Origin of the sequence: Streptomyces sp. NPDC006012, from assembly GCF_042871185.1 — a bacterium.
GTDB lineage: Bacteria > Actinomycetota > Actinomycetes > Streptomycetales > Streptomycetaceae > Streptomyces.
The window spans coordinates 98,870-118,412 of the sequence record NZ_JBIAIE010000009.1 but is presented as its reverse complement, the minus strand read 5'-3'; the positions used below and the strand labels follow the sequence as shown (position 1 = coordinate 118,412).

Sequence of the window (19,543 nt, the reverse complement as noted above, 5' to 3'; positions counted from 1 at the left end):
GTCGCAGGCGGAACCGGGTCCGGTGCGCAGCCGGGTCCGGTGCGCAGCCGGGTCCGGTGCGCAGCCGGGTCCGGTGCGCAGCCGGGTCCGGTGCGGAAACGGGGTCAGACGCGGAACGGGAATCCGTACACGTGCAGCGCGACGTGTTCGCGCCCCTCCGTCTCGCCGGCGGCTTCGGCGGACCGGCCCTTCTCGTCGTACGTGCGCAGCAGGTCGAGCAACTTCTCGCGCAGCTCGGCCAGTTCGGCGGCGGTGAGCCGGAGCAGGGACTCGCTGTCCCCGGCGGCGGCGTTCCACTCGGCGCTCCAGGCGGCCCGCTCGTCGAGATGGCGCCGGTACATGCCGGCGTGCTGTTCGTGGAGGAGCCGAGTGGCCGCCAGATGTGCCGCCACCTGCTCGGGGGCATCGCGGAAGTCCGCGTCCCGGATGCTCACGCCCCGCGAGGAGGGCTGCCACCAGCGCTCGCGGCCGTCCCCGCTCTGCCGCTCGGCCTCCTCGATCAGCCCGTGCCCGGCCAGCTTGCGCAGGTGGTAGCTGACCAGGGAGACCGCCTCGTCGACCTGGTCGGCCAGCTGTGAGGCGGTGGCGGTCCGGGCGACGCACAGCAGGCGGTACACCTGCATGCGCAGCGGGTGGGCCAGTGCCTTCAGCGTGCCCAGGTCGGTGATGGGGAGGTACTCCTCGGATGCCATGCCCTCACCGTAGATACGAAAGAAAAGTTGCACAATATGTCTTGCGCAACTTTTCTTTCGTATCTCGGGTGTGGTGGCGAGGGCCGGCGGGGATGCGGCCGGGGGTCACCGCACGGGGTGGCCGGCCTCCCGCAGCGCCTGCTTTACCTGGGCGATCCGCAGGTCGCCGAAGTGGAAGACGGAGGCCGCCAGGACCGCGTCGGCGCCCGCGGCGACGGCCGGCGGGAAGTCCGCCAGCCTGCCCGCGCCGCCGGAGGCGATCACCGGCACGGTGACGTGCTTGCGCACGGCCGCGATCATCTCCAGGTCGTAGCCGTCCTTGGTGCCGTCCGCGTCCATGGAGTTCAGCAGGATCTCCCCCGCGCCCAGCTCGGCGGCCTCGTGCGCCCACTCGACGGCGTCGATGCCGGTGCCGCGCCGCCCGCCGTGGGTGGTGACCTCGAAGCCGCCCGCCGCAGAGCGGCGCGCGTCGACCGAGAGGACCAGCACCTGCCGCCCGAACCGCTCGGCGATCTCGCGGATCAGCTCGGGGCGGGCGATCGCGGCCGTGTTCACGCCCACCTTGTCGGCACCGGCCCGCAGCAGCTTGTCCACGTCCTCGGCGGTGCGGACGCCGCCGCCGACCGTCAGCGGGATGAACACCTGCTCGGCGGTGCGGCGCACCACGTCGTACGTCGTCTCGCGGTTGCCCGAGGACGCGGTGATGTCCAGGAACGTCAGCTCGTCGGCGCCCTCGGCGTCGTAGACCTTGGCCATCTCGACGGGGTCGCCCGCGTCCCGCAGGTTCTGGAAGTTGACGCCCTTGACGACCCGGCCGCCGTCCACGTCCAGGCAGGGGATGACTCGGACCGCCAGGGTCATGAATCCACGGCTCCTCTTGCTGCGTGTGCTGCTAGTACTGCTTTTGCTGCTCGTACTGCTTTTGCTGCTTGTACTGCTTCTAGCCTCGGAAGGCTTCCAGTTCCACTTCGACCAGGATGCGCGGGTCGACGAAGCCCGCCACGACCAGCAGGGTCGAGGCCGGGCGCACGGAGTCGAACAGTTCCTTGTGGGCCCGGCCCGCCTCGTCGACGTCCCGTTGATGGGTCAGGTACATCCGGGTCCTGATCACCGACTCGGGCCCGAGCCCGAACTCGGCGATCGCCTCCAGCGCGCCGGCGAAGGCCGCCTTCGTCTGCTCGTACGGGTCGCCCTCCGCGTACAACGCCGGGCCACGGAAGGCCGTGGTGCCCGCCACCAGCACGCGGTCGCCCGCCGCGACGGCGCGCGCGTAGCCGAAGCTCTCCTCCCAGGGACTTCCGCTCTGCACCCGCCGCACGGCTTCGGACGTCATGACGACACTGCCTCCAGGGCCTCTTCCAGGGTGAACGCCTTCGCGTACAGGGCCTTCCCGACGATGGCGCCCTCGACACCGAGGGGTACCAGAGAGGCGATGGCCCGCAGGTCCTCCAGCGACGACACGCCACCGGAGGCCACGACCGGGCGATCGGTGGCCGCGCAGACGTTCTTCAGCAGGTCCAGGTTGGGGCCCTGGAGCGTGCCGTCCTTGGCGATGTCGGTGACGACGTAGCGGGCGCAGCCCTCCTTGTCGAGGCGTTCCAGCGTCTCGTAGAGGTCACCGCCGTCCCGGGTCCAGCCGCGCCCGCGGAGCGTGGTGCCGCGGACGTCCAGGCCCACCGCGATCCGGTCGCCGTGCTCGGCGATCACCCCGGCGACCCACTCGGGGGTCTCCAGGGCGGCCGTGCCGAGGTTCACCCGGGTGCAGCCGGTGGCGAGCGCGGCGGCGAGGGTGTCGTCGTCCCGGATGCCGCCGGACAGCTCCACCTTGATGTCCATCGCACTGGTGACCTCGGCGATCAGCGCGCGGTTGTCGCCGGTGCCGAACGCGGCGTCCAGGTCGACCAGGTGCAGCCACTCGGCGCCCGAGCGCTGCCAGGCCAGGGCGGCCTGGAGCGGGGAGCCGTACGAGGTCTCGGTCCCGGACTCGCCGTGCACGAGGCGTACCGCCTGGCCGTCCCGGACGTCGACGGCGGGCAGGAGTTCGAGCTTGCTCACAGAGTTCCGATCCAGTTGGTGAGGAGCTGGGCGCCGGCGTCGCCGGACTTCTCGGGGTGGAACTGGGTCGCCCACAGGGCGCCGTTCTCCACGGCCGCCACGAACGGCCTGCCGTGCGTCGACCAGGTCACCCGGGGGGCGCGCAGCGTCGCGTCGGCGGCGGGGAGGGTCCAGTCGTGGACGGCGTAGGAGTGCACGAAGTAGAAGCGGGCGTCCGCGTCCAGGCCGGCGAACAGTTCCGAGCCGGGCGGCGCGGTCACGGTGTTCCAGCCCATGTGCGGCACCACCTCGGCCTGGAGCGGCTCGACCGAACCGGGCCACTCGTCGAGACCTTCGCTCTCCACGCCGTGCTCGATGCCGCGGGCGAACAGGATCTGCATGCCGACGCAGATGCCCAGCACCGGGCGCCCGCCGGCCAGCCGGCGGTCGATCACCCAGTCGCCGCGGGCCGCGCGCAGGCCCCGCATACAGGCGGCGAAGGCGCCGACGCCCGGCACCAGCAGCCCGTCCGCGTTCATCGCCCGGTCGAAGTCACGGGTGATCTCGACCTCGGCGCCCGCGCGGGCGAGGGCGCGTTCGGCGGAGCGGACGTTGCCGAAGCCGTAGTCGAGGACGACGACCTTGCGGGCTGGACTCAATTCCATACCTCCAGCCGCAGGACGCCTGCGACCAGGCACATCGCGGCGCCGACGGACACCAGCACGATCATGCTGGCGGGCATCTTCTGCTTGACGAAGGAGACGATGCCGCCGACGAGGAAGAGGCCGACGACGATCAGCAGGGTGGACAGTCCGGTCATGGTCTACAGCGCGCCCTTCGTGGACGGGAGGATGCCGACGGCGCGCGGGTCGCGCTCGCTCGCGTAGCGCAGGGCCCGGGCCAGCGCCTTGAACTGGCACTCCACGATGTGGTGGGCGTTGCGTCCGTAGGGCACGTGCACATGCAGCGCGACCTGTGCCTGGGCGACGAAGGACTCCAGGATGTGCCGGGTCATCGTGGTGTCGTACTCGCCGATCATCGGCGCCATGCCCGCGGGCTCCTCGTGCACGAGGTAGGGGCGGCCGGAGAGGTCGACGGTGACCTGGGCGAGGGATTCGTCCAGCGGGACCGTGCAGTTGCCGAAGCGGTAGATGCCCACCTTGTCGCCGAGCGCCTGCTTGAAGGCGGCGCCGAGCGCGAGGGCGGTGTCCTCGATGGTGTGGTGGGAGTCGATGTGCAGGTCGCCGTCGGTCTTCACGGTGAGGTCGAACAGGCCGTGCCGGCCGAGCTGGTCGAGCATGTGGTCGTAGAAACCGACGCCGGTGGCGATGTCGGTCCGCCCGGTGCCGTCGAGATCGATCTCGACCAGGACCGAGGTCTCCTTGGTGGTGCGCTCGACGCGTCCGACGCGCCCTTCGCGGTTCATGAACTCTGCTCCTTCTTCAGTGCGCGTACCGCGTCGAGGAACGCGTCGTTCTCCTCGGGGGTCCCGGCGGACACCCGCAGCCACCCCGGTACGCCGTTGTCCCGGACCAGGACGCCCCGGTCGAGGATCTTCTGCCAGGCGTCGTGCGCGTTGGCGAACCGGCCGAACTGGACGAAGTTCGCGTCGGACGCCGTGACGTCGTAGCCGATCGCGCGCAGTTCGCGCATCAGCCGGTCCCGCTCCGCCTTCAGCCGCTCGACGTACTTCAGCAGCGTGTCGGTGTGTTCCAGGGCGGCCAGCGCGGTCGCCTGGGTGATCGCCGACAGGTGGTACGGCAGCCGGACGAGCTGGACGGCGTCCACCACCGCCGGGTGTGCGGCGAGGTAGCCGAGCCGCAGGCCCGCCGCGCCGAACGCCTTGGACATGGTCCGCGAGATGACCAGGCGGGGCCGTCCTTCGAGCAGCGGCAGCAGCGAGTCACCGTGGCTGAACTCGATGTACGCCTCGTCCACGATCACCATGGACGGCTTGGCCGCCTGCGCGGCGTCGTAGAGCGCGCGCACCGTCTCGGGCGGAACCGCGTTGCCCGTGGGGTTGTTGGGGGTGGTGATGAAGACGACGTCCGGGCGGTGCTCGGCGATGACCCGCTCGGCGGCGGCGAGGTCGATCGTGAAGTCCTCCTGGCGCGGGCCGGAGAGCCATCCCGTCCCGGTGCCGCGCGAGATGAGCGAGTGCATCGAGTACGACGGCTCGAAGCCGATCGCGCTGCGGCCGGGTCCGCCGAAGGTCTGCAGCAGTTGCTGGATGACCTCGTTGGAGCCGTTGGCGGCCCACACGTTCGCCATGCCGAGCGGGTACTTGCCGGTCTTCGTCAGGTACGCGGCGAGTTCGGTGCGCAGCTGGACCGCGTCCCGGTCGGGGTAGCGGTTCAGGTCGCGGGCGGCGGTCCGGACCCGCTCGGTGATCCGCTCGACGAGCGGTTCGGGCAGCGGGTACGGGTTCTCGTTCGTGTTCAGCCGTACGGGCACGTCCAACTGGGGCGCACCGTAGGGGGACTTGCCGCGCAGCTCGTCCCGTACGGGGAGATCGTCGATTCCGGAGTTCACTTGCTCGTCGGTACCTTCCAGCCGAACCTCGCCTTGACGGCCGCGCCGTGTGCGGGCAGGTCCTCCGCCTCGGCCAGCGTGACCACGTGGTGCGCGACCTCGGCCAGCGCGTCCCTCGTGTAGTCGACGATGTGGATGCCGCGCAGGAAGGACTGTACGGACAGGCCGGAGGAGTGGCAGGCGCAGCCCCCGGTGGGCAGGACGTGGTTGGATCCGGCCGCGTAGTCGCCCAGGGACACCGGTGCCCAGGGGCCGATGAAGATCGCGCCGGCGTTCTTGACCCGGTCGGCGACCGCGGCGGCGTCGGCGGTCTGGATCTCCAGGTGCTCGGCGCCGTACGCGTCGACCACCCTCAGGCCCGCCTCGACGCCGTCGACCAGCACGATCGCGGACTGCTTGCCGCCGAGGGCGGGGGCGATCCGGTCGTCGACGTGCTTGCTGGCCGCGACCTGCGGCACCAGCTCCTTCTCCACCGCGTCGGCCAGCTCGACGGAGTCGGTGACCAGGACGGCCGCGGCCAGCGGGTCGTGCTCGGCCTGGCTGATCAGGTCGGAGGCCACGTGCACCGGGTCGGCGGTGTCGTCGGCGAGGATCGCGATCTCGGTGGGCCCGGCCTCGGTGTCGATGCCGATCCGGCCGGTGAAGAAGCGCTTGGCGGCGGCGACCCAGATGTTGCCGGGGCCGGTGACCATGTTCGCGGGGGCGCAGGACTCGGTGCCGTAGGCGAACATGGCGACCGCGGTGGCGCCGCCCGCCGCGTACACCTCGTCGACGCCGAGCAGCGCGCAGGCGGCCAGGATCGTCGGGTGCGGCAGGCCGTCGAACTCGGCCTGGGCCGGGGAGGCGAGGGCGATCGAGGCGACGCCCGCCTCCTGCGCGGGCACCGCGTTCATGATCACGGAGGACGGGTAGACCGAACGGCCGCCCGGCGCGTACAGCCCGACCCGCTCGACGGGCACCCACTTCTCGGTCACCGAACCGCCGGGCGCGACCTGGGTCGTGCGGGTCGTACGGCGCTGCTCGCGGTGGACGAGCCGGGCGCGGTGGATCGACTCCTGAAGGGCCGCGCGGACCGCCGGGTCGAGGGCCGCGAGCGCGTCCGAGAGGGCCTTCGCCGGCACCCGGACGGATTCCAGCCGCACTCCGTCGAACCGCTCCGCGAAGTCGATCAGCGCCGCGTCGCCCCGATGATGCACGGCCTCGCAGATCGGACGCACCTTCTCCAGGGCGGCCTGAACGTCGAAGTCGGCTCGGGGCAGCAGGTCACGCAGTGCGGCGCCCTCGGGAAGGGTGTCGCCGCGCAGATCGATTCGGGAGATCACAGGGCCAATTCTCGCAGACCGGGGTCGCCGGCCGTGCGCGCGTATCAATGGCTGATACAGAACCTGCCGCAATGGCGGATGCGGAACCGGACCGGAATCCGGACCGGGAACCCGCAAGATCCCCTTCACGTCTAGCGTTCGGGACGTCACTCAGCGGGCATGACCGGAATACGAAACGGAATGGACCCGCGCGTGACGGTGGGGAGGAGGGAACAACGGTGACCGAGGGAACCGGGCTGCGCACCGGGGACCTGCCGGACGACCTGAGCGCCGCCGAGGCAGGGATGTGGCAGTCCTTCCGGAATGGCAGCACCTACGACCTGAGCAGTGGCGACCCCATCGTGGACGATCCACACGGCGGGCACCCGTGGGGGCCCGAGCGCACCGTGCGGGCCCGCATCATCGCCTGGCTGCTGCTCGACGGGCCGCCCGCGCTGGCCGGACGGGTGTCGTCGCTGAAGCTGGCCGGTGTGCGGATCACCGGCGTCCTGGACCTGGCGGGCGGCTCGGTCACGCCGTACGTGGAGCTGCGGGGCTGCCGCTTCGAGCGGGAGATCCTGCTGCCGGAGGCCCGGTTCTCCACCCTGCGGCTGGTGGACTGCTCGGTGCCGCGGCTGGAGGCGGCCCGCGTGCACAGCGAGGGCGATCTGCATCTGCCGCGCTGCCGGTTCCAGAACGGGATCCGGCTGACCGACGCGCACATCGGCACCGACCTGCTGCTCAACCAGGCCATCGTCTACCGGGACCGGACGGGCCGCTCGATCGCCGCGGACGGCCTGAGCGTGGGCCAGGACCTCCAGGCGGAGCTGCTGGAGTCGCACGGCGAGCTGAGCCTGCGCAGCGCCACGATCGGCGTGTCGCTGAGTCTGCGCGGCGCGAAGCTGGTCAACCCGTACACCCGGCTCGCCCTGAACGCGCCCCAGCTGTCCGTTGGGCGGACCCTGTACCTGACCCCGGCCGGGGTGGGCAACCCGCTGCTGAGCGGCACCACGCCCGCGCGCGGCACCCGGGTCCAGCGGTTCGAGTGCCAGGGCGGGGTGCGGCTCGACGACGGGCGGTTCGGGGACGCGGTCGACCTGGAGCGGGCCCGGTTCGCCTTCACCGACGAGCAGGAGCTGTCGCTGCGCCGGGTGCAGACGCCCGAGCTGCGTTTCCTCGGGGAGCGGCCCGAGCGCGGCAAGGTGGTGCTGTCGGGGGCGCGGGTGGTCACCCTGGTGGACCGGGCGGGCAGTTGGCCCGGACCGGGCAATCTGCACATGGGCGGCTTCGGGTACGAGACCCTCGTCCCGCGGGGCCCGTTCCCGCTGGCCCGGCGCCTCGACTGGGTCGCGGCGGCGACCGCCGAGTACAACCCGGAGCCGTACGAGCGGCTGGCGACGGTGCTGCGCGGCGCCGGCGAGGACGAGGACGCGCGCGAGGTGCTGCTCGCCAAGCAGCGCCGGCGCCGCGAGACCCTGCCGCTGGCCGGGAAGCTGTGGGGGTACGTCCAGGACCTGACGGTCGCCTACGGGTACCGGCCGGGCCGGGCGGCCGTGTGGATGGCGGTGCTGTGGGCGGCGGGTTCCCTGGCCTTCGCGCACAGCAGCCTCGTGCCGATGAACCCGGACCGGCATCCCGGCTGGAGCCCGGCCCTGTTCGCCCTGGACCTGCTGCTGCCGGTCATCGACCTGGGGCAGGCGGGCGAGTGGCAGCTGCGCGGCGGCTGGCAGTGGCTGGCCGCGGCGATGATCCTGCTGGGCTGGATCCTGGCGACCACGGTGGCCGCGGGGGCTACGCGGCTGTTGCGGCGCGGCTAGGCGCTCCGCGCGGCGGGGCGGTTTCTGGCGGGGGTTTGGCGGCGTCGGGCGCCCGGGGTGGGCGTGATTGACGTCGGGGGCGGCTGCGGGTGCGTCGGGGCGATCGGCGTCGGGGGACGGCTGCGGGCGTGTTGTGGGTGTGTCGTGCGTGGGCGCCCGGGGTGGGGCGATCGGCGTCGGGGGGACGGCTGCGGGTGCGTCGGGGCTGGTCGCGCAGTTTCCCCGCGCCCCTTCCGGGGCGTTGTGCCGGGCGGTGTCGTGCAGGCGGAGGGATGGCGCAGGGCACAGGAAACCCGCACAGGAACCCGACAGTGGTACAACCGTCACCTTTTACCCTCACTTGACCATCGCACGTACAACTTTCCGTAGGTTGCGTGAACCCCCTGGCGCCGCCCCGACCTGCGGACTTTCAATGGTCGACACCATGTCTCTGCTGCGTGCGCTCCTCCGTTCCGCACGGAGAACACGATTCGCCCCGCGCCACGGCGACGGACCGCCGACCGGCGACGAGGTACTGCTCGACGCACCCGACGAGCGGCTGGCGCCTGCCCTGCTCGCGGCCGGCCGGGGCGAGTACGGGCCCGCCGCGCAGTTGCTGGCTGCCACCCGCGAGGACGCGGGCTGGGAGGACCGCGACCGGTACGCGCGGCGGCTGGCCGCCTTCGCCCGTTCCCGCCCCGAGTGGGCCGAGGAGTGGCACGCGAGCACCCCCGACGACCCGGACGCCCTGCTGCTGCTCGCCCAGCTCGCCGTGGACCGGTGCTGGGGCTCCCCCGCGCGGGCCGAGCTGCTGGCCGAGGTCGGCCCGCTGGTCGCCGCCGCCACCCAGGCCGAACCGCACGACCCGGTGCCCTGGCGGATCGCGCTGGACCACGCGTGCGGCACCCGGGCCGGCCACACCGAGTTCGAGCGCCTGTGGACGGAGGCGGTGCGCCGCTCCCCGCACCACTACGGGTGCCATGTGGCCGCCCTCGGCTACCTCGCCGAGACCTGGCACGGCTCCCACGGCGAGTGCTTCGACTTCGCCGAGTCCGCCGCCCAGGACGCGCCGCCCGGGGCACTCGTCCAGGCCCTCCCGGCACACGCGGCCCTCAGCTGCCTCAACCGGGGCGCCGAGGTGCCCCGGGACCGGCTGGACGCCGCCGCCGACCGGGCCATCGCGCTCTCCGCCCGGTTCCCGGCGGCCGACCCGTGGCCGGCCGAGACGCGCAACCTTCTGGCGTACCTCCTGGTGTGCCTGGACCGCCGGCAGGACGCCCTGGACCAACTGCACCTGATCGGCCCGTACGCCACGTCCATCCCCTGGGACCACGCGTCGGACGACCCGCTGGGGCTCTTTCTGCGGCTGCGCGAGGAACTGCCGGCGGGGGCAGAGCGGCCCACCCCCGACGGGCTGATCCCCTCTCCCCGAAGGCCGCGGGGGGAGGACGGCGGACACACCGGCGCCGGTGCCCATTAGGCTGTGACGCCGTGACCACCGTCCGTCTGCCGCTTTTCCCACTGAACTCGGTGCTGTTCCCGGGGCTGGTGCTCCCCCTGAACGTCTTCGAGGAGCGCTATCGCGCCATGATGCGCGAGCTGTTGAAGACGCCCGAGGGCGAGCCGCGCCGGTTCGCCGTCGTGGCGATCCGCGACGGCCACGAGGTGGCGTCGACCGCACCGGGCATGCCGGACCCCACGGCCGTGCCGGAACTCGGCCCGACGGCCGGGTTCGGTGCCGACCCGGCCCGGGCCTTCCACGGCGTGGGCTGCGTGGCGGACGCCGCGACGATCAGAGAGCGCTCGGGCGGCGCCTTCGAGGTGCTGGCGACCGGAACCCGGCGGGTGCGGCTGCTGTCGGTGGACGCCACGGGTCCCTTCCTGACCGCCGAGCTGGAGTTGCTGCCGGAGGAGCCGGGCGACGGGTCGGGCGCGCTCTCGGAGGGGGTGCTGCGGGCGTTCCGGCAGTACCAGAAGCGGCTGGCGGGTGCCCGGGAACGGACTCTGTCGCCGGGCACCGACCTCCCCGACGAGCCGTCGGTGGTCTCCTACCTCGTGGCGGCGGCGATGATGCTGGACATCCCGACGAAGCAGCGTCTGCTCCAGGCCCCGGACACGGCCTCACGGCTGCGGGACGAGCTGAGGCTCCTGCGCTCGGAGACGGCCATCATCCGTCATCTGCCGTCGTTGCCGGCGGCGGAGCTGACCCGCGGCCCGACCAGCATGAACTGACACCGGGATTCCGATGGCGAAGAAGCAGAAGAAGCAGCTCGGCAGCGACGCGCGGGCGGACAGGGCCGGTGGCGGGCGCCGCTCGGGCGGCACACCGGCCACGGTCGCGCTGACCGCCGCGGGCGTCTCCCACACCGTGCACTCCTACGAGCACGACCCGGCCCATCCCTCCTACGGCGAGGAGGCCGCCGAGGCGTTGGGTGTCTCCCCCGACCGCGTCTTCAAGACGCTGGTGGCGGACGTGGACGGCGCGCTGACCGTGGCGGTGGTCCCGGTGGCCGGCTCCCTCGACCTCAAGGCCCTGGCGTCGGCGGTGGGCGGCAAGCGCGCGGCGATGGCCGACCCTGCCCTGGCCGAGCGCACCACCGGCTACGTACGCGGCGGCATCTCCCCGCTGGGCCAGCGCAAGAGGCTCCGTACGGTCCTCGACGACTCGGCGTCGGCCCACGCGACGATCTGCGTCTCCGCGGGCCGCCGCGGCCTGGAGGTCGAACTGTCGCCCGACGACCTGGCCGCACTCACCGACGCCGTCCGTGCGCCCATCGGACGTGCGTGACAACTCGACGGACACCGCTTCCGGGGCAATGCTGGAAGACATGTCGAAGAGAACCCGCAAACGCAAGTGGCGCACCAAGCGGGGCCACGCCAACCACGGACACCGCCCGGCGTAGGCACGGCTCAGGAACGGCGTAGGAACGGCGCGCAGGCACCCCGGGACCCTAGTCCCGGGGTGCCTCGTACCCGCCCGGCTGGTGCGGTCCCTGCTCGTGCGGCCCCGGCGGGTAGGGTCCCTGCGGATACGGATCGGGGTCCCGTGGCCCGAACAGTGCCGACAGGCCGAGATGGACCACCAGCGCCGCGATGGGCCACACCAGCACCGCGCCCTTGGCGCCCAGCTTCAGCGGAGCCGAGAAGGTCACGCCCTTGCCGACCTCCTGGGCATGGGTGACTACGTCCTCCGTGGGCCCGAGCCACACCCCGAGCCGCCACGCCAGCAGCGACCCGACCAGCGCGCCGACGGCCAGCCCGACCACCAGCGGCACCCCGCCGCGCCGCCGCACCGCGAAGAGGACGACCGCGCTGACCACGCCGAAGGCCGCGGCCAGCAACGTGAACGTGCCGTCCACGCCGATCGCCTGCTCCCCCTCGCTGTCCTTGAGGTAGACGACCCACTTCTTGTCCACCACGTCCCCGACCAGCGGCACATGCGGGGCCAGCCACCACCACAGCAGGCCGAGCAGCACACCGCCGAGCACCATCACCACGGTCACCAGGGCGGCCTGCCGGACTTCGGTCTTCATACCGGGCCCGTCCTGTTCGTGGGCGCCCCCGGCCGCTGTGGCGGGCGGCGCCTGCCAGGTCTGCGGCGGGGACTGGTCGTGTGGTGGCGGAGGCGGTGTCAGCGGTGCGGTCACCCTGACATCGTGCCAGGCCGGGTCGTACGGCGCGTCATCGGACCGCGGCCCGGCGGTACGCCCAGGTGGCCACGGCCAGCGAGATCACCCCGACCCCCGCGCACACCCCCAGGTCAGTGAGGACCAGGGCCCAGTCGGGCCGGTCCCCGAAGGTCCGCGCATACGCCTCGACGCCGTAGGTGGACGGCAGCAGATCACGGGCCAGCCGGACGATCTCCGGCATCCGGTCGGGTGGCAGCACGCCCAGCAGCAGCGCCGCCGACATGCCCAACTGCCCGAGCAGGGTGGCCAGTTCGGGACGGGATGCGAGCAGTCCGCAGGCCGCGCCGAGACCGGCGAGCGCGGCACCCGCGAGCGGGATCACCGCGAGCAGGATCCACAGGTTGGTCAGCGGCAGCCCGAACAGCACGCACCCGAACACGGCCGTGACCAGGGTCCCCGGCACGGTGAAGGAGGCGTACGCGGCCGCCGCGCCCAGCACCACCGACGCGGGCGGCACCGGCAGCGTGGCGTAGTGGTCGAGGCCGCCGCTGGCCCGCAGCTGGCCGAAGTACTGGGCGAGCAGATTCAGCGCGACGTAGGCGACCACCACGATCGACGACCCGGCCACCACGGACTGGGCCTCGCTCTGCGTGTCCACCACCCCACGCATCATGATCATGATGCCGACCGACTGGAAGGTCGCGACGCACAGCAGCGGGATCCGTGCCACCCGGGCCCGGGACAGCTGTGCCCGGTAGACGGCCGCCAGCGACGGCCGCAGCCGTGCGCGCGGCCCGAGCCGGGCCGCCGCCCCCGCCGGTTCGTCCAGGGCCGGGGCGCTGCCCACCGGCGCCTTCACGGGTACGACGCTCACGTCGCGCTGCTCCTCTTCCCTCCGGCGGCAGCCGGTTCCACGACGGCCGGTCCGCCTCTGCGAGACCGTACGGACGCGACGGACTCGACGTGCGCGGCGCACTCGGCGTACGCGACGGACGCGACGGACGCGACGGGCCCAGCACTCACCGCGGTCACGGCGCGCTTTTTCCGCTGTGCGGCCCCTGTCATGCCTTCACCAGCCCCTGCCGCGCCGCGCCGCCCAGTTCCAGGTACACGTCCTCCAGGCTGGGCGTGGCGAGCGTGAAGTCGTCCAGGGCGGCGAACGCGGCCCCGCCGGTCAGCGTGGCGACGACTGCCCGGGCCTCCTCGGGCGCGAGCCGCAGCGTCCAGCGCCGGCCGGACTCCACGGCCTGCTCGCGCAGCACGGCCACCTCGGGCACCTCCAGCGGCGCCCGCTCCCGCCAGACGAGGTCGACCCGCACCGCACCGGCCACCCGCTCCTTGAGCCCGGCGGGGGTGTCGCAGGCGATGACCCGGCCCCGGTCGAGGACGGCGACCCGGTCGAGGACGGTCTCCGCCTCGATGACGTTGTGGGTGACCAGCAGCACGGTCGTGCCGCGCTCCGCGCGCCGCCGGTCGACGGCCGCCCACACCGCGCGCCGGGCCACCGGGTCCATGCCGGTGGTCGGCTCGTCGAGGACGAGCAGCGGGCGCTCGCCCACCAGCGCGGCGGCCAGGCAGGCGAGCCGCCGCTGCCCGCCGGACAGTTTCTTCAGGGCCCGCCCGGCGATCGGCGCGAGCCCCAGTTCGTCGAGGACGGCGTCCCGCTCGGCACGGGCCTGCCGTACGTCGAGGCCGCGCAGCCGCCCGGTGGTCTCGGCGGCGAGGGACACGGTCAGCTCGTCGAGGGCGGTGGACTCCTGGCCGAGGTAGGCGAGAATGCGCGCGGCCCGCTCGGGGTGGCGCACGATGTCGTGGCCGAGGATCTCCACGCTGCCGCCGTCCGGCCTGAGCAGCCCGGTGAGCTGCCGTACCAGGGTGGACTTGCCGGCCCCGTTCGGCCCGAGCAGCCCGAAGATCTCGCCGCGCCGGACGTCCAGTTCCACCCCGTCGGTGGCCCGTACCTCGGGGGCGCCCGGCGCACCGCGCCGCCCGCGCACCGCCGGATAGGTCTTCGTCAGTCCGCGCACCGCGCACACGACGTCGTCCCGCCGTGGAAGTGCCTGGGTCGTGCGCGTCATCACAAGGGACGAGCCTAAGGGGTGCGCGGCCCCCGATCGCCGTTGGGGGCCGCCGATTCGGTCCGTTCCCCTGCGGGAGGGTTCTCGGCGGCGGTCCGCACGTCGACCTCGCGCCAGAACCCCGCCCGGATGGCGTAACGGTCGTTCTCGTCGATCTGGTCGTCCTTGTGGGCCAGGAGTCCGAAGCGGGCCGCGTATCTGAGCAGCTCGCCGTCGATGCGGTGCGGGACCCGCGGGTACATGGCGGACAGCTTCTGCAACTGGTTCTGGTCGCCGAGCCGGGACATCCAGCGCCGGGCGAAGACCTGTCCCACCTCGTACGGGTCGCCGCCGACCGTGGTGATGTCCTCCTCCCGGTCGGCCCACCGCTGCTCGGCCGTGGTCAGCTGGGCCAGCGTCGGCATGGAGACGGCCTCGGCGGACTCCGCCGGGGCGCCCGGCCGGTCCACCCAGCCCTTGTCGGAGGACCAGCGCAGGGTCGCGGTCGTGGGCGGCTGGACGGCCTGGGTGCCGGGTGCGCGCAGCGCGGCCAGGTCCTTGGGGGTGGGTACGCCCTTGGGCGCGGGCACCCGGTCCTGCCTGCCGTGCTGCGTCGCTTCGGGTGCCGGGGCGCCCTCGCCGTCCTCAGCGGCGGCCGGCTCGGGGGTGGCCGGCGCGGACTCGGGCAGCGGCGCGGAGAGGATCGCGGCGATCTCGGGCCGGGGCGCGGGCGGCGGCGCGCAGATGCCGGTGAGTTCCTTGGCGCGTACGGCCTTGGTGATCCACGTACGGTCCAGGACGCGCCGCTCGTCGGCCTCGGCGACCAGGTCCTCGGACTGGTTGTAGTCGCCGTCGGCGGCCTGGACGGCCCACAGGTGGACGGCGACGCCGTGCTCCTTGGCGGCCATCATGCCCGGCAGCAGATCGCCGTCGCCGGTGACCAGGACGACGTCGGAGCAGGCGCGGTTGCGGGCCAGTTCGGTCAGCTCGGCATGCATGGCGGCGTCCACGCCCTTCTGTGCCCACCGTCCGTCACTGCGGGTGAGGGCGCCCAGCCGGACGGTGACCCGGGGCATCACGCGCAGCCGGCGGTGTTCCGGCTGCGGGACCCGGTCGGGGGCGCCGTCGAACCAGTAGATGCGCAGCAACGGCCGTTCCGTCTCGGCCTCGGCGCGTTCACGCAGCGCCTGGATGAGCGCCGTGTGGTCGACGGTGATGCGGGAGCGGGAGGGCTCGCCGGCGAGGAGGCTGGCGGCGGCCCCCAGCAGATACCCGGCGTCCACCAGGACGATGCAGCGGTCCACGCGACTCACCCTCTTCCCGGGAGGTTTGCTTCAGGCTGTGCTTCGAGTCTGCCCGACCGCGCGGAGGTTAACGGCCCGAACTCGATCTTCGGCGTGGCGTATCCGCCCATTTCACCCTTACCCGGCCTGTCACACAGGGTAATTATCCGAAATGCGCCTGCGGTCGGGCTATGTGAATCTGATGGCGGCCCTGGCCCCTAGATCCCCCGCAGGAGGCAGATCACCATGGCCAAGAACAAGAACCGCAAGCAGGCCGGTCCGCAGCACCGCGCCCCGCAGTCCGAGCAGACCCAGCAGCAGGCACAGCGGACGCCTGCGGAGTCCCACGAGTCCTCGATGGCGCACGGCCAGGGCGGCCCCGCGGATGTTGCCCGTAAGCAGAAAAAGAGCTTCGGCCACAACTGAGGCTCGCCGGCTCGGACTCGCCCGGTCCGACGCGGCCGTTGAGGCCCAGGCAGAAGAGGGGCGCACCCTGCTCGGTGCGCCCCTCGTCGCGCTCGGGACTTCGGCCGGCGCCAGGAGGCTCAGCCCGGCCGGCCGCCGGGGGCAGGAGACTCAGCCGGCCAGGCAGGACGGGCCGAGCAGCACCTTCAGGTCGCCGAACAGCGCCGGGTCGGGCTTCACCCGGTGCCGGTCCAGGCGCAGCACCGTCGTCTTGCGCGGGCCCTGGAGCTTGATCCGGACCTCGCTGTCGCCCCGGTGGTGGCTGAGGATCTCGCCGAGGCGGCTGACCATCGGCGGGGTCACCTTCAGGGCGGGGATGGTGAGGATCACGGGCGCGTTGGCGCCCGCGTTGGACAGGTCCGGGACCATCAGCTCCATCGCGACGAGCCGCGGCACGTCCTCGCGCTTGTCGAGGCGGCCCTTGACGAACACGACGGCGTCCTCGACGAGTTGGGTCGAGATGAGCTGGTACGTCGCCGGGAAGAACATGCACTCGATGGAGCCCGCCAGATCCTCCACGGTGGCGATGGCCCAGGCGTTGCCCTGCTTGGTCATCTTGCGTTGCAGGCCCGAGATGATGCCGCCGATGGTGACGACGGCGCCGTCCGCGTGCTCGCCACCGGTGAGCTGGGCGATGCCCGCGTCGGCCTTGTCGGACAGCACGTGCTCCAGGCCGAAGAGGGGGTGGTCGGAGACGTACAGACCCAGCATCTCCCGTTCCTGGGCGAGCAGATAGGTCTTCTCCCACTCGTCGGTGGTGAACTGCACGTCGAGTCCGAAGCCGGGCTCGCTGCTGGTCTCCTCGCCCATCCCGCCGAAGAGGTCGAACTGGCCCTCGGCCTCCTTGCGCTTGACCGCGACCACGTTGTCGATCATCGGCTCGTACTGCGCCGTCAGCCCCTTGCGGGTGTGCCCCAGGGTGTCGAAGGCGCCCGCCTTGATCAGCGACTCCGTGGTGCGCTTGTTGCACGCGACCGCCTCGACCTTGTCGAGGTAGTCGGGGAAGGAGGCGTACTTGCCCTTCGCCTTGCGGCTCCTGATGATCGACTCGACCACGTTGCCGCCGACGTTGCGCACGGCTTCGAGGCCGAAGAGGATCACGTCGTCGCCCTGGGCGGCGAAATTGTGCACGGACTCGTTCACGTTCGGCGGGAGCACCTTGATGCCCATGCGGCGGCACTCGTTGAGGTAGACCGCGGACTTGTCCTTGTCGTCCTTGACGGACGTCAGCAGCGCGGCCATGTACTCGGCGGGGTAGTTCGCCTTGAGGTACGCGGTCCAGTAGGAGACCAGTCCGTACGCGGCCGAGTGCGCCTTGTTGAAGGCGTAGCCGGCGAACGGGACCAGCACGTCCCACAGGGCCTGGACGGCCTCGTCGCTGTAGTTGTTCTTGCGGGCGCCGGACTGGAAGATGGTGAAGTTCTTCGCCAGTTCCTCGGGCTTCTTCTTGCCCATGACGCGGCGGAGGATGTCGGCCTCGCCGAGCGAGTAGCCCGCGATGATCTGGGCGGCCTTCTGCACCTGCTCCTGGTAGACGATCAGGCCGTAGGTGACGTCCAGGACCTCCTTGAGCGGCGCCTCCAGCTCCGGGTGGATCGGCGTGATCTCCTGCTGGCCGTTCTTGCGCAGCGCGTAGTTGGTGTGCGAGTTCATGCCCATCGGGCCCGGCCGGTACAGGGCCGACACGGCGGAGATGTCCTCGAAGTTGTCCGGCTTCATCAGCCGCAGCAGGGAGCGCATCGGGCCGCCGTCGAACTGGAAGACGCCGAGGGTGTCGCCGCGCTGGAGCAGGTCGAAGGTGGTCGGGTCGTCGAGCGGGAGACCGAGGAGGTCGATGTCGACGCCCTTGTTGGACTTCACCATCTTGACGGCGTCGTCCATGATCGTGAGGTTGCGCAGGCCGAGGAAGTCCATCTTCAGCAGGCCGAGCGACTCGCAGCTCGGATAGTCCCACTGCGTGATGGTCACGTTGTCCGAGTGCCGCACCCACACCGGGACGTGCTCGGTGATGGTCTCGCTGGACATGATCACGCCGGCGGCGTGCACGCCCATCTGCCGGACCAGGCCCTCCACACCGCGCGCGGTGTCGATGACCTTCTTCACGTCCGGTTCGTTCTCGTACATCCCGCGGACCTCGCCCGCCTCCGAGTAGCGGGGGTGGGCGGAGTCGGTGATGCCGGACAGCGGGATGCCCTTGCCGAGGACGTCGGCGGGCATGGCCTTGGTGATGCGGTCGCCCATCGCGTACGGATAGCCGAGCACGCGCGCGGAGTCCTTGATCGCGTTCTTGGCCTTGATGGTGCCGTAGGTGCCGATCATGGCGACCTTGTCGGCGCCGTATTTCTCCGTCACGTACCTGATCACCTCGACGCGCCGACGCTCGTCGAAGTCGATGTCGACGTCGGGCATCGAGATGCGCTCGGGGTTGAGGAACCGTTCGAAGATCAGACCGTGCGGGATCGGGTCGAGGTCGGTGATGCCCATGGCGTAGGCCACGATGGAGCCGGCCGCCGAGCCGCGGCCGGGGCCGACCGCGATGCCGTTGTTCTTGGCCCACATGATGAAGTCGGCGACCACCAGGAAGTATCCGGGGAAGCCCATCGAGATGATGACGTCCATCTCGTAGTCGGCCTGCTTCTGGCGGTCGTCGGGGATGCCGCCCGGGAAGCGGCGGTGCATGCCGCGCCGCACTTCCTCCTTGAACCAGGTGACCTCGCTGTAGCCGTCGGGGATGTCGAACTTGGGCATCAGGTCGCGCTTCTCGAACATGCCCGTGGTGTCGACCATCTCGGCCACCAGCCGGGTGTTGTCGCAGCCCTGACGCCAGATGTCCGAGGACACCAGGCCGTACATCTCCTCGGTCGACTTCAGGTAGTAGCCGCCGCCGTCCAGCTTGAAGCGGTTCGGGTCGGAGAGGTTCTTGCCGGTCTGGATGCACAGCAGGGCGTCGTGCGCGGTCGCCTCGTGCGCGTACGTGTAGTGCGAGTCGTTGGTGACCAGCGGGGGGATGCCCAGCTTCCGGCCGACCTCCAGCAGGTCGTCGCGGACCCGGTGCTCAAGGTCGAGGTCGTGCTCCATCAACTCCAGGAAGAAGCGGTCCTTGCCGAAGATGTCCTGGTAGTCCGCGGCGGCCTTCAGCGCCTCGTCGAACTGGCCCAGCCGCAGCCGGGTCTGCACCTCGCCGGACGGGCAGCCGGTGGAGGCGACGATGCCGTCGGACCACTGGGCGATGGACTCCTTGTCCATCCGGGGCCACTTCGTCAGCCAGCCCTCGGCGTACGCGTCCGAGGAGAGCCGGAAGAGGTTGTGCAGACCCGTCCTGTTCGTCGACCACATCGTCAGGTGGGTGTACGAACCGCTCGCGGAGACGTCGTCCTTCTTCTGGTGCGGCTGGCCCCACTGGACCTTGCGCTTGTTGCGCCGGGACTCCGGGGCGACGTACGCCTCGATCCCGATGATCGGGGTCACCCCGGCCTTCTTCGCGGAGTGGAAGAAGTCGTACGCCCCGTGCAGGTTGCCGTGGTCGGACATGGCGATGTGCGTCATGCCCATCTCGTTGCAGGCGTTGAACATGTCCTTGAGCCGCGCGGCACCGTCCAGCATCGAGTACTGGGTGTGGACGTGCAGGTGCGTGAAGGGCGGCTTTGACACGGTTCGAGCCTCCGAGATCGAGGGGTGCGGGGCGAAGCGCCTCGTTGCGGGGTGGTGGTCGGGTGACGGGTGGGCAGGGTGTCGACGATCTTCCGACCGGCAG

19 protein-coding genes are annotated in these 19,543 nt (G+C 71.7%); 5 read left to right on the top strand and 14 right to left on the bottom strand.

The features are described from left to right. Positions 1-104 precede the first annotated feature (104 nt). The 9 genes from ACFYPJ_RS18625 to hisD all read right to left on the bottom strand — a co-directional run bounded on the left by ACFYPJ_RS18625 (position 105) and on the right by hisD (position 6,580). Positions 105-692, bottom strand: a complete 588-nt coding sequence (locus ACFYPJ_RS18625) for an ArsR/SmtB family transcription factor (protein ID WP_389017889.1) — start codon at positions 690-692, stop codon at positions 105-107. Between the two features lie 105 nt (positions 693-797). Next, on the bottom strand, positions 798-1,553 hold the full coding sequence (hisF, locus tag ACFYPJ_RS18620) for an imidazole glycerol phosphate synthase subunit HisF (protein ID WP_389017886.1): 756 nt from the start codon (positions 1,551-1,553) through the stop codon (positions 798-800). Positions 1,554-1,632: 79 nt separating this feature from the next. Beyond that, positions 1,633-2,025 (bottom strand): RidA family protein, encoded by a 393-nt coding sequence (locus ACFYPJ_RS18615; protein WP_389017883.1) that lies wholly within the window; start codon positions 2,023-2,025, stop codon positions 1,633-1,635. Then, positions 2,022-2,747 (bottom strand): bifunctional 1-(5-phosphoribosyl)-5-((5-phosphoribosylamino)methylideneamino)imidazole-4-carboxamide isomerase/phosphoribosylanthranilate isomerase PriA, encoded by a 726-nt coding sequence (gene priA / locus ACFYPJ_RS18610; protein WP_389017881.1) that lies wholly within the window; start codon positions 2,745-2,747, stop codon positions 2,022-2,024. The genes ACFYPJ_RS18615 and priA overlap by 4 nt, the downstream gene beginning before the upstream one ends. Further along, positions 2,744-3,391, bottom strand: a complete 648-nt coding sequence (gene hisH, locus ACFYPJ_RS18605; RefSeq protein ID WP_389017877.1) for an imidazole glycerol phosphate synthase subunit HisH — start codon at positions 3,389-3,391, stop codon at positions 2,744-2,746. Before hisH ends, priA begins: the two co-directional genes overlap by 4 nt. Continuing rightward, positions 3,382-3,546, bottom strand: a complete 165-nt coding sequence (locus tag ACFYPJ_RS18600) for a hypothetical protein (protein ID WP_389017875.1) — start codon at positions 3,544-3,546, stop codon at positions 3,382-3,384. The genes hisH and ACFYPJ_RS18600 overlap by 10 nt, the downstream gene beginning before the upstream one ends. Before the next feature lie 3 nt (positions 3,547-3,549). After that, a complete protein-coding gene (gene hisB, locus ACFYPJ_RS18595; RefSeq protein ID WP_389017872.1) occupies positions 3,550-4,152 on the bottom strand; it encodes an imidazoleglycerol-phosphate dehydratase HisB in 603 nt (200 codons plus the stop codon). Next, positions 4,149-5,258 (bottom strand): histidinol-phosphate transaminase, encoded by a 1,110-nt coding sequence (locus ACFYPJ_RS18590; RefSeq protein WP_389017870.1) that lies wholly within the window; start codon positions 5,256-5,258, stop codon positions 4,149-4,151. Before ACFYPJ_RS18590 ends, hisB begins: the two co-directional genes overlap by 4 nt. Beyond that, positions 5,255-6,580, bottom strand: coding sequence for a histidinol dehydrogenase (gene hisD, locus ACFYPJ_RS18585; protein WP_389017867.1), 1,326 nt, complete (start codon positions 6,578-6,580; stop codon positions 5,255-5,257). The genes ACFYPJ_RS18590 and hisD overlap by 4 nt, the downstream gene beginning before the upstream one ends. A gap of 218 nt (positions 6,581-6,798) precedes the next feature. Between hisD and ACFYPJ_RS18580 the strand changes: the two genes are divergently transcribed. From ACFYPJ_RS18580 to ybaK, 4 genes are all read left to right on the top strand, one after another. After that, on the top strand, positions 6,799-8,376 hold the full coding sequence (locus tag ACFYPJ_RS18580; RefSeq protein ID WP_389017864.1) for an oxidoreductase: 1,578 nt from the start codon (positions 6,799-6,801) through the stop codon (positions 8,374-8,376). A gap of 424 nt (positions 8,377-8,800) precedes the next feature. Next, positions 8,801-9,835 carry a hypothetical protein gene (locus tag ACFYPJ_RS18575; protein ID WP_389017861.1) on the top strand — a complete coding sequence of 345 codons (1,035 nt, stop codon included), beginning with the start codon at positions 8,801-8,803 and terminating at the stop codon, positions 9,833-9,835. An 11-nt stretch (positions 9,836-9,846) separates the two neighbouring features. Continuing rightward, entirely contained in the window at positions 9,847-10,587 is a 741-nt protein-coding gene (locus ACFYPJ_RS18570) for an LON peptidase substrate-binding domain-containing protein (protein WP_389017858.1), read from the top strand. Positions 10,588-10,600: 13 nt separating this feature from the next. Beyond that, the gene (ybaK, locus tag ACFYPJ_RS18565) at positions 10,601-11,143 is read left to right on the top strand and encodes a Cys-tRNA(Pro) deacylase (protein ID WP_389017855.1); all 543 of its coding nucleotides are present in this window, start codon (positions 10,601-10,603) and stop codon (positions 11,141-11,143) included. Between the two features lie 163 nt (positions 11,144-11,306). On the opposite strand, the gene ACFYPJ_RS18560 is transcribed toward ybaK, so the two are convergent. The 4 genes from ACFYPJ_RS18560 to ACFYPJ_RS18545 all read right to left on the bottom strand — a co-directional run bounded on the left by ACFYPJ_RS18560 (position 11,307) and on the right by ACFYPJ_RS18545 (position 15,345). Beyond that, entirely contained in the window at positions 11,307-12,002 is a 696-nt protein-coding gene (locus ACFYPJ_RS18560; RefSeq protein ID WP_389017852.1) for an AAA family ATPase, read from the bottom strand. Positions 12,003-12,036: 34 nt separating this feature from the next. Further along, on the bottom strand, positions 12,037-12,858 hold the full coding sequence (locus ACFYPJ_RS18555; RefSeq protein ID WP_389017849.1) for an ABC transporter permease: 822 nt from the start codon (positions 12,856-12,858) through the stop codon (positions 12,037-12,039). A gap of 187 nt (positions 12,859-13,045) precedes the next feature. Next, the gene (locus ACFYPJ_RS18550; protein ID WP_389018175.1) at positions 13,046-14,020 is read right to left on the bottom strand and encodes an ABC transporter ATP-binding protein; all 975 of its coding nucleotides are present in this window, start codon (positions 14,018-14,020) and stop codon (positions 13,046-13,048) included. Between the two features lie 56 nt (positions 14,021-14,076). Next, positions 14,077-15,345 carry an NYN domain-containing protein gene (locus tag ACFYPJ_RS18545; protein WP_389017846.1) on the bottom strand — a complete coding sequence of 423 codons (1,269 nt, stop codon included), beginning with the start codon at positions 15,343-15,345 and terminating at the stop codon, positions 14,077-14,079. A 225-nt stretch (positions 15,346-15,570) separates the two neighbouring features. On the opposite strand from ACFYPJ_RS18545, the gene ACFYPJ_RS18540 reads away from it, so the two are divergent. Further along, on the top strand, positions 15,571-15,750 hold the full coding sequence (locus ACFYPJ_RS18540; protein ID WP_389017843.1) for a hypothetical protein: 180 nt from the start codon (positions 15,571-15,573) through the stop codon (positions 15,748-15,750). A gap of 150 nt (positions 15,751-15,900) precedes the next feature. On the opposite strand, the gene dnaE is transcribed toward ACFYPJ_RS18540, so the two are convergent. After that, on the bottom strand, positions 15,901-19,440 hold the full coding sequence (gene dnaE, locus ACFYPJ_RS18535; RefSeq protein ID WP_389017840.1) for a DNA polymerase III subunit alpha: 3,540 nt from the start codon (positions 19,438-19,440) through the stop codon (positions 15,901-15,903). Between the last annotated feature and the right edge of the window lie 103 nt (positions 19,441-19,543).

Coding starts and splice junctions, on each gene's coding strand:
- ACFYPJ_RS18625 (WP_389017889.1), bottom strand. CDS start 692: ATGGCATCCGAGGAGTACCTCCCCATCACCGACCTGGGCACGCTGAAG.
- hisF (WP_389017886.1), bottom strand. CDS start 1,553: ATGACCCTGGCGGTCCGAGTCATCCCCTGCCTGGACGTGGACGGCGGC.
- ACFYPJ_RS18615 (WP_389017883.1), bottom strand. CDS start 2,025: ATGACGTCCGAAGCCGTGCGGCGGGTGCAGAGCGGAAGTCCCTGGGAG.
- hisH (WP_389017877.1), bottom strand. CDS start 3,391: ATGGAATTGAGTCCAGCCCGCAAGGTCGTCGTCCTCGACTACGGCTTC.
- ACFYPJ_RS18600 (WP_389017875.1), bottom strand. CDS start 3,546: ATGACCGGACTGTCCACCCTGCTGATCGTCGTCGGCCTCTTCCTCGTC.
- hisB (WP_389017872.1), bottom strand. CDS start 4,152: ATGAACCGCGAAGGGCGCGTCGGACGCGTCGAGCGCACCACCAAGGAG.
- ACFYPJ_RS18575 (WP_389017861.1), top strand. CDS start 8,801: ATGTCTCTGCTGCGTGCGCTCCTCCGTTCCGCACGGAGAACACGATTC.
- ybaK (WP_389017855.1), top strand. CDS start 10,601: ATGGCGAAGAAGCAGAAGAAGCAGCTCGGCAGCGACGCGCGGGCGGAC.
- ACFYPJ_RS18540 (WP_389017843.1), top strand. CDS start 15,571: ATGGCCAAGAACAAGAACCGCAAGCAGGCCGGTCCGCAGCACCGCGCC.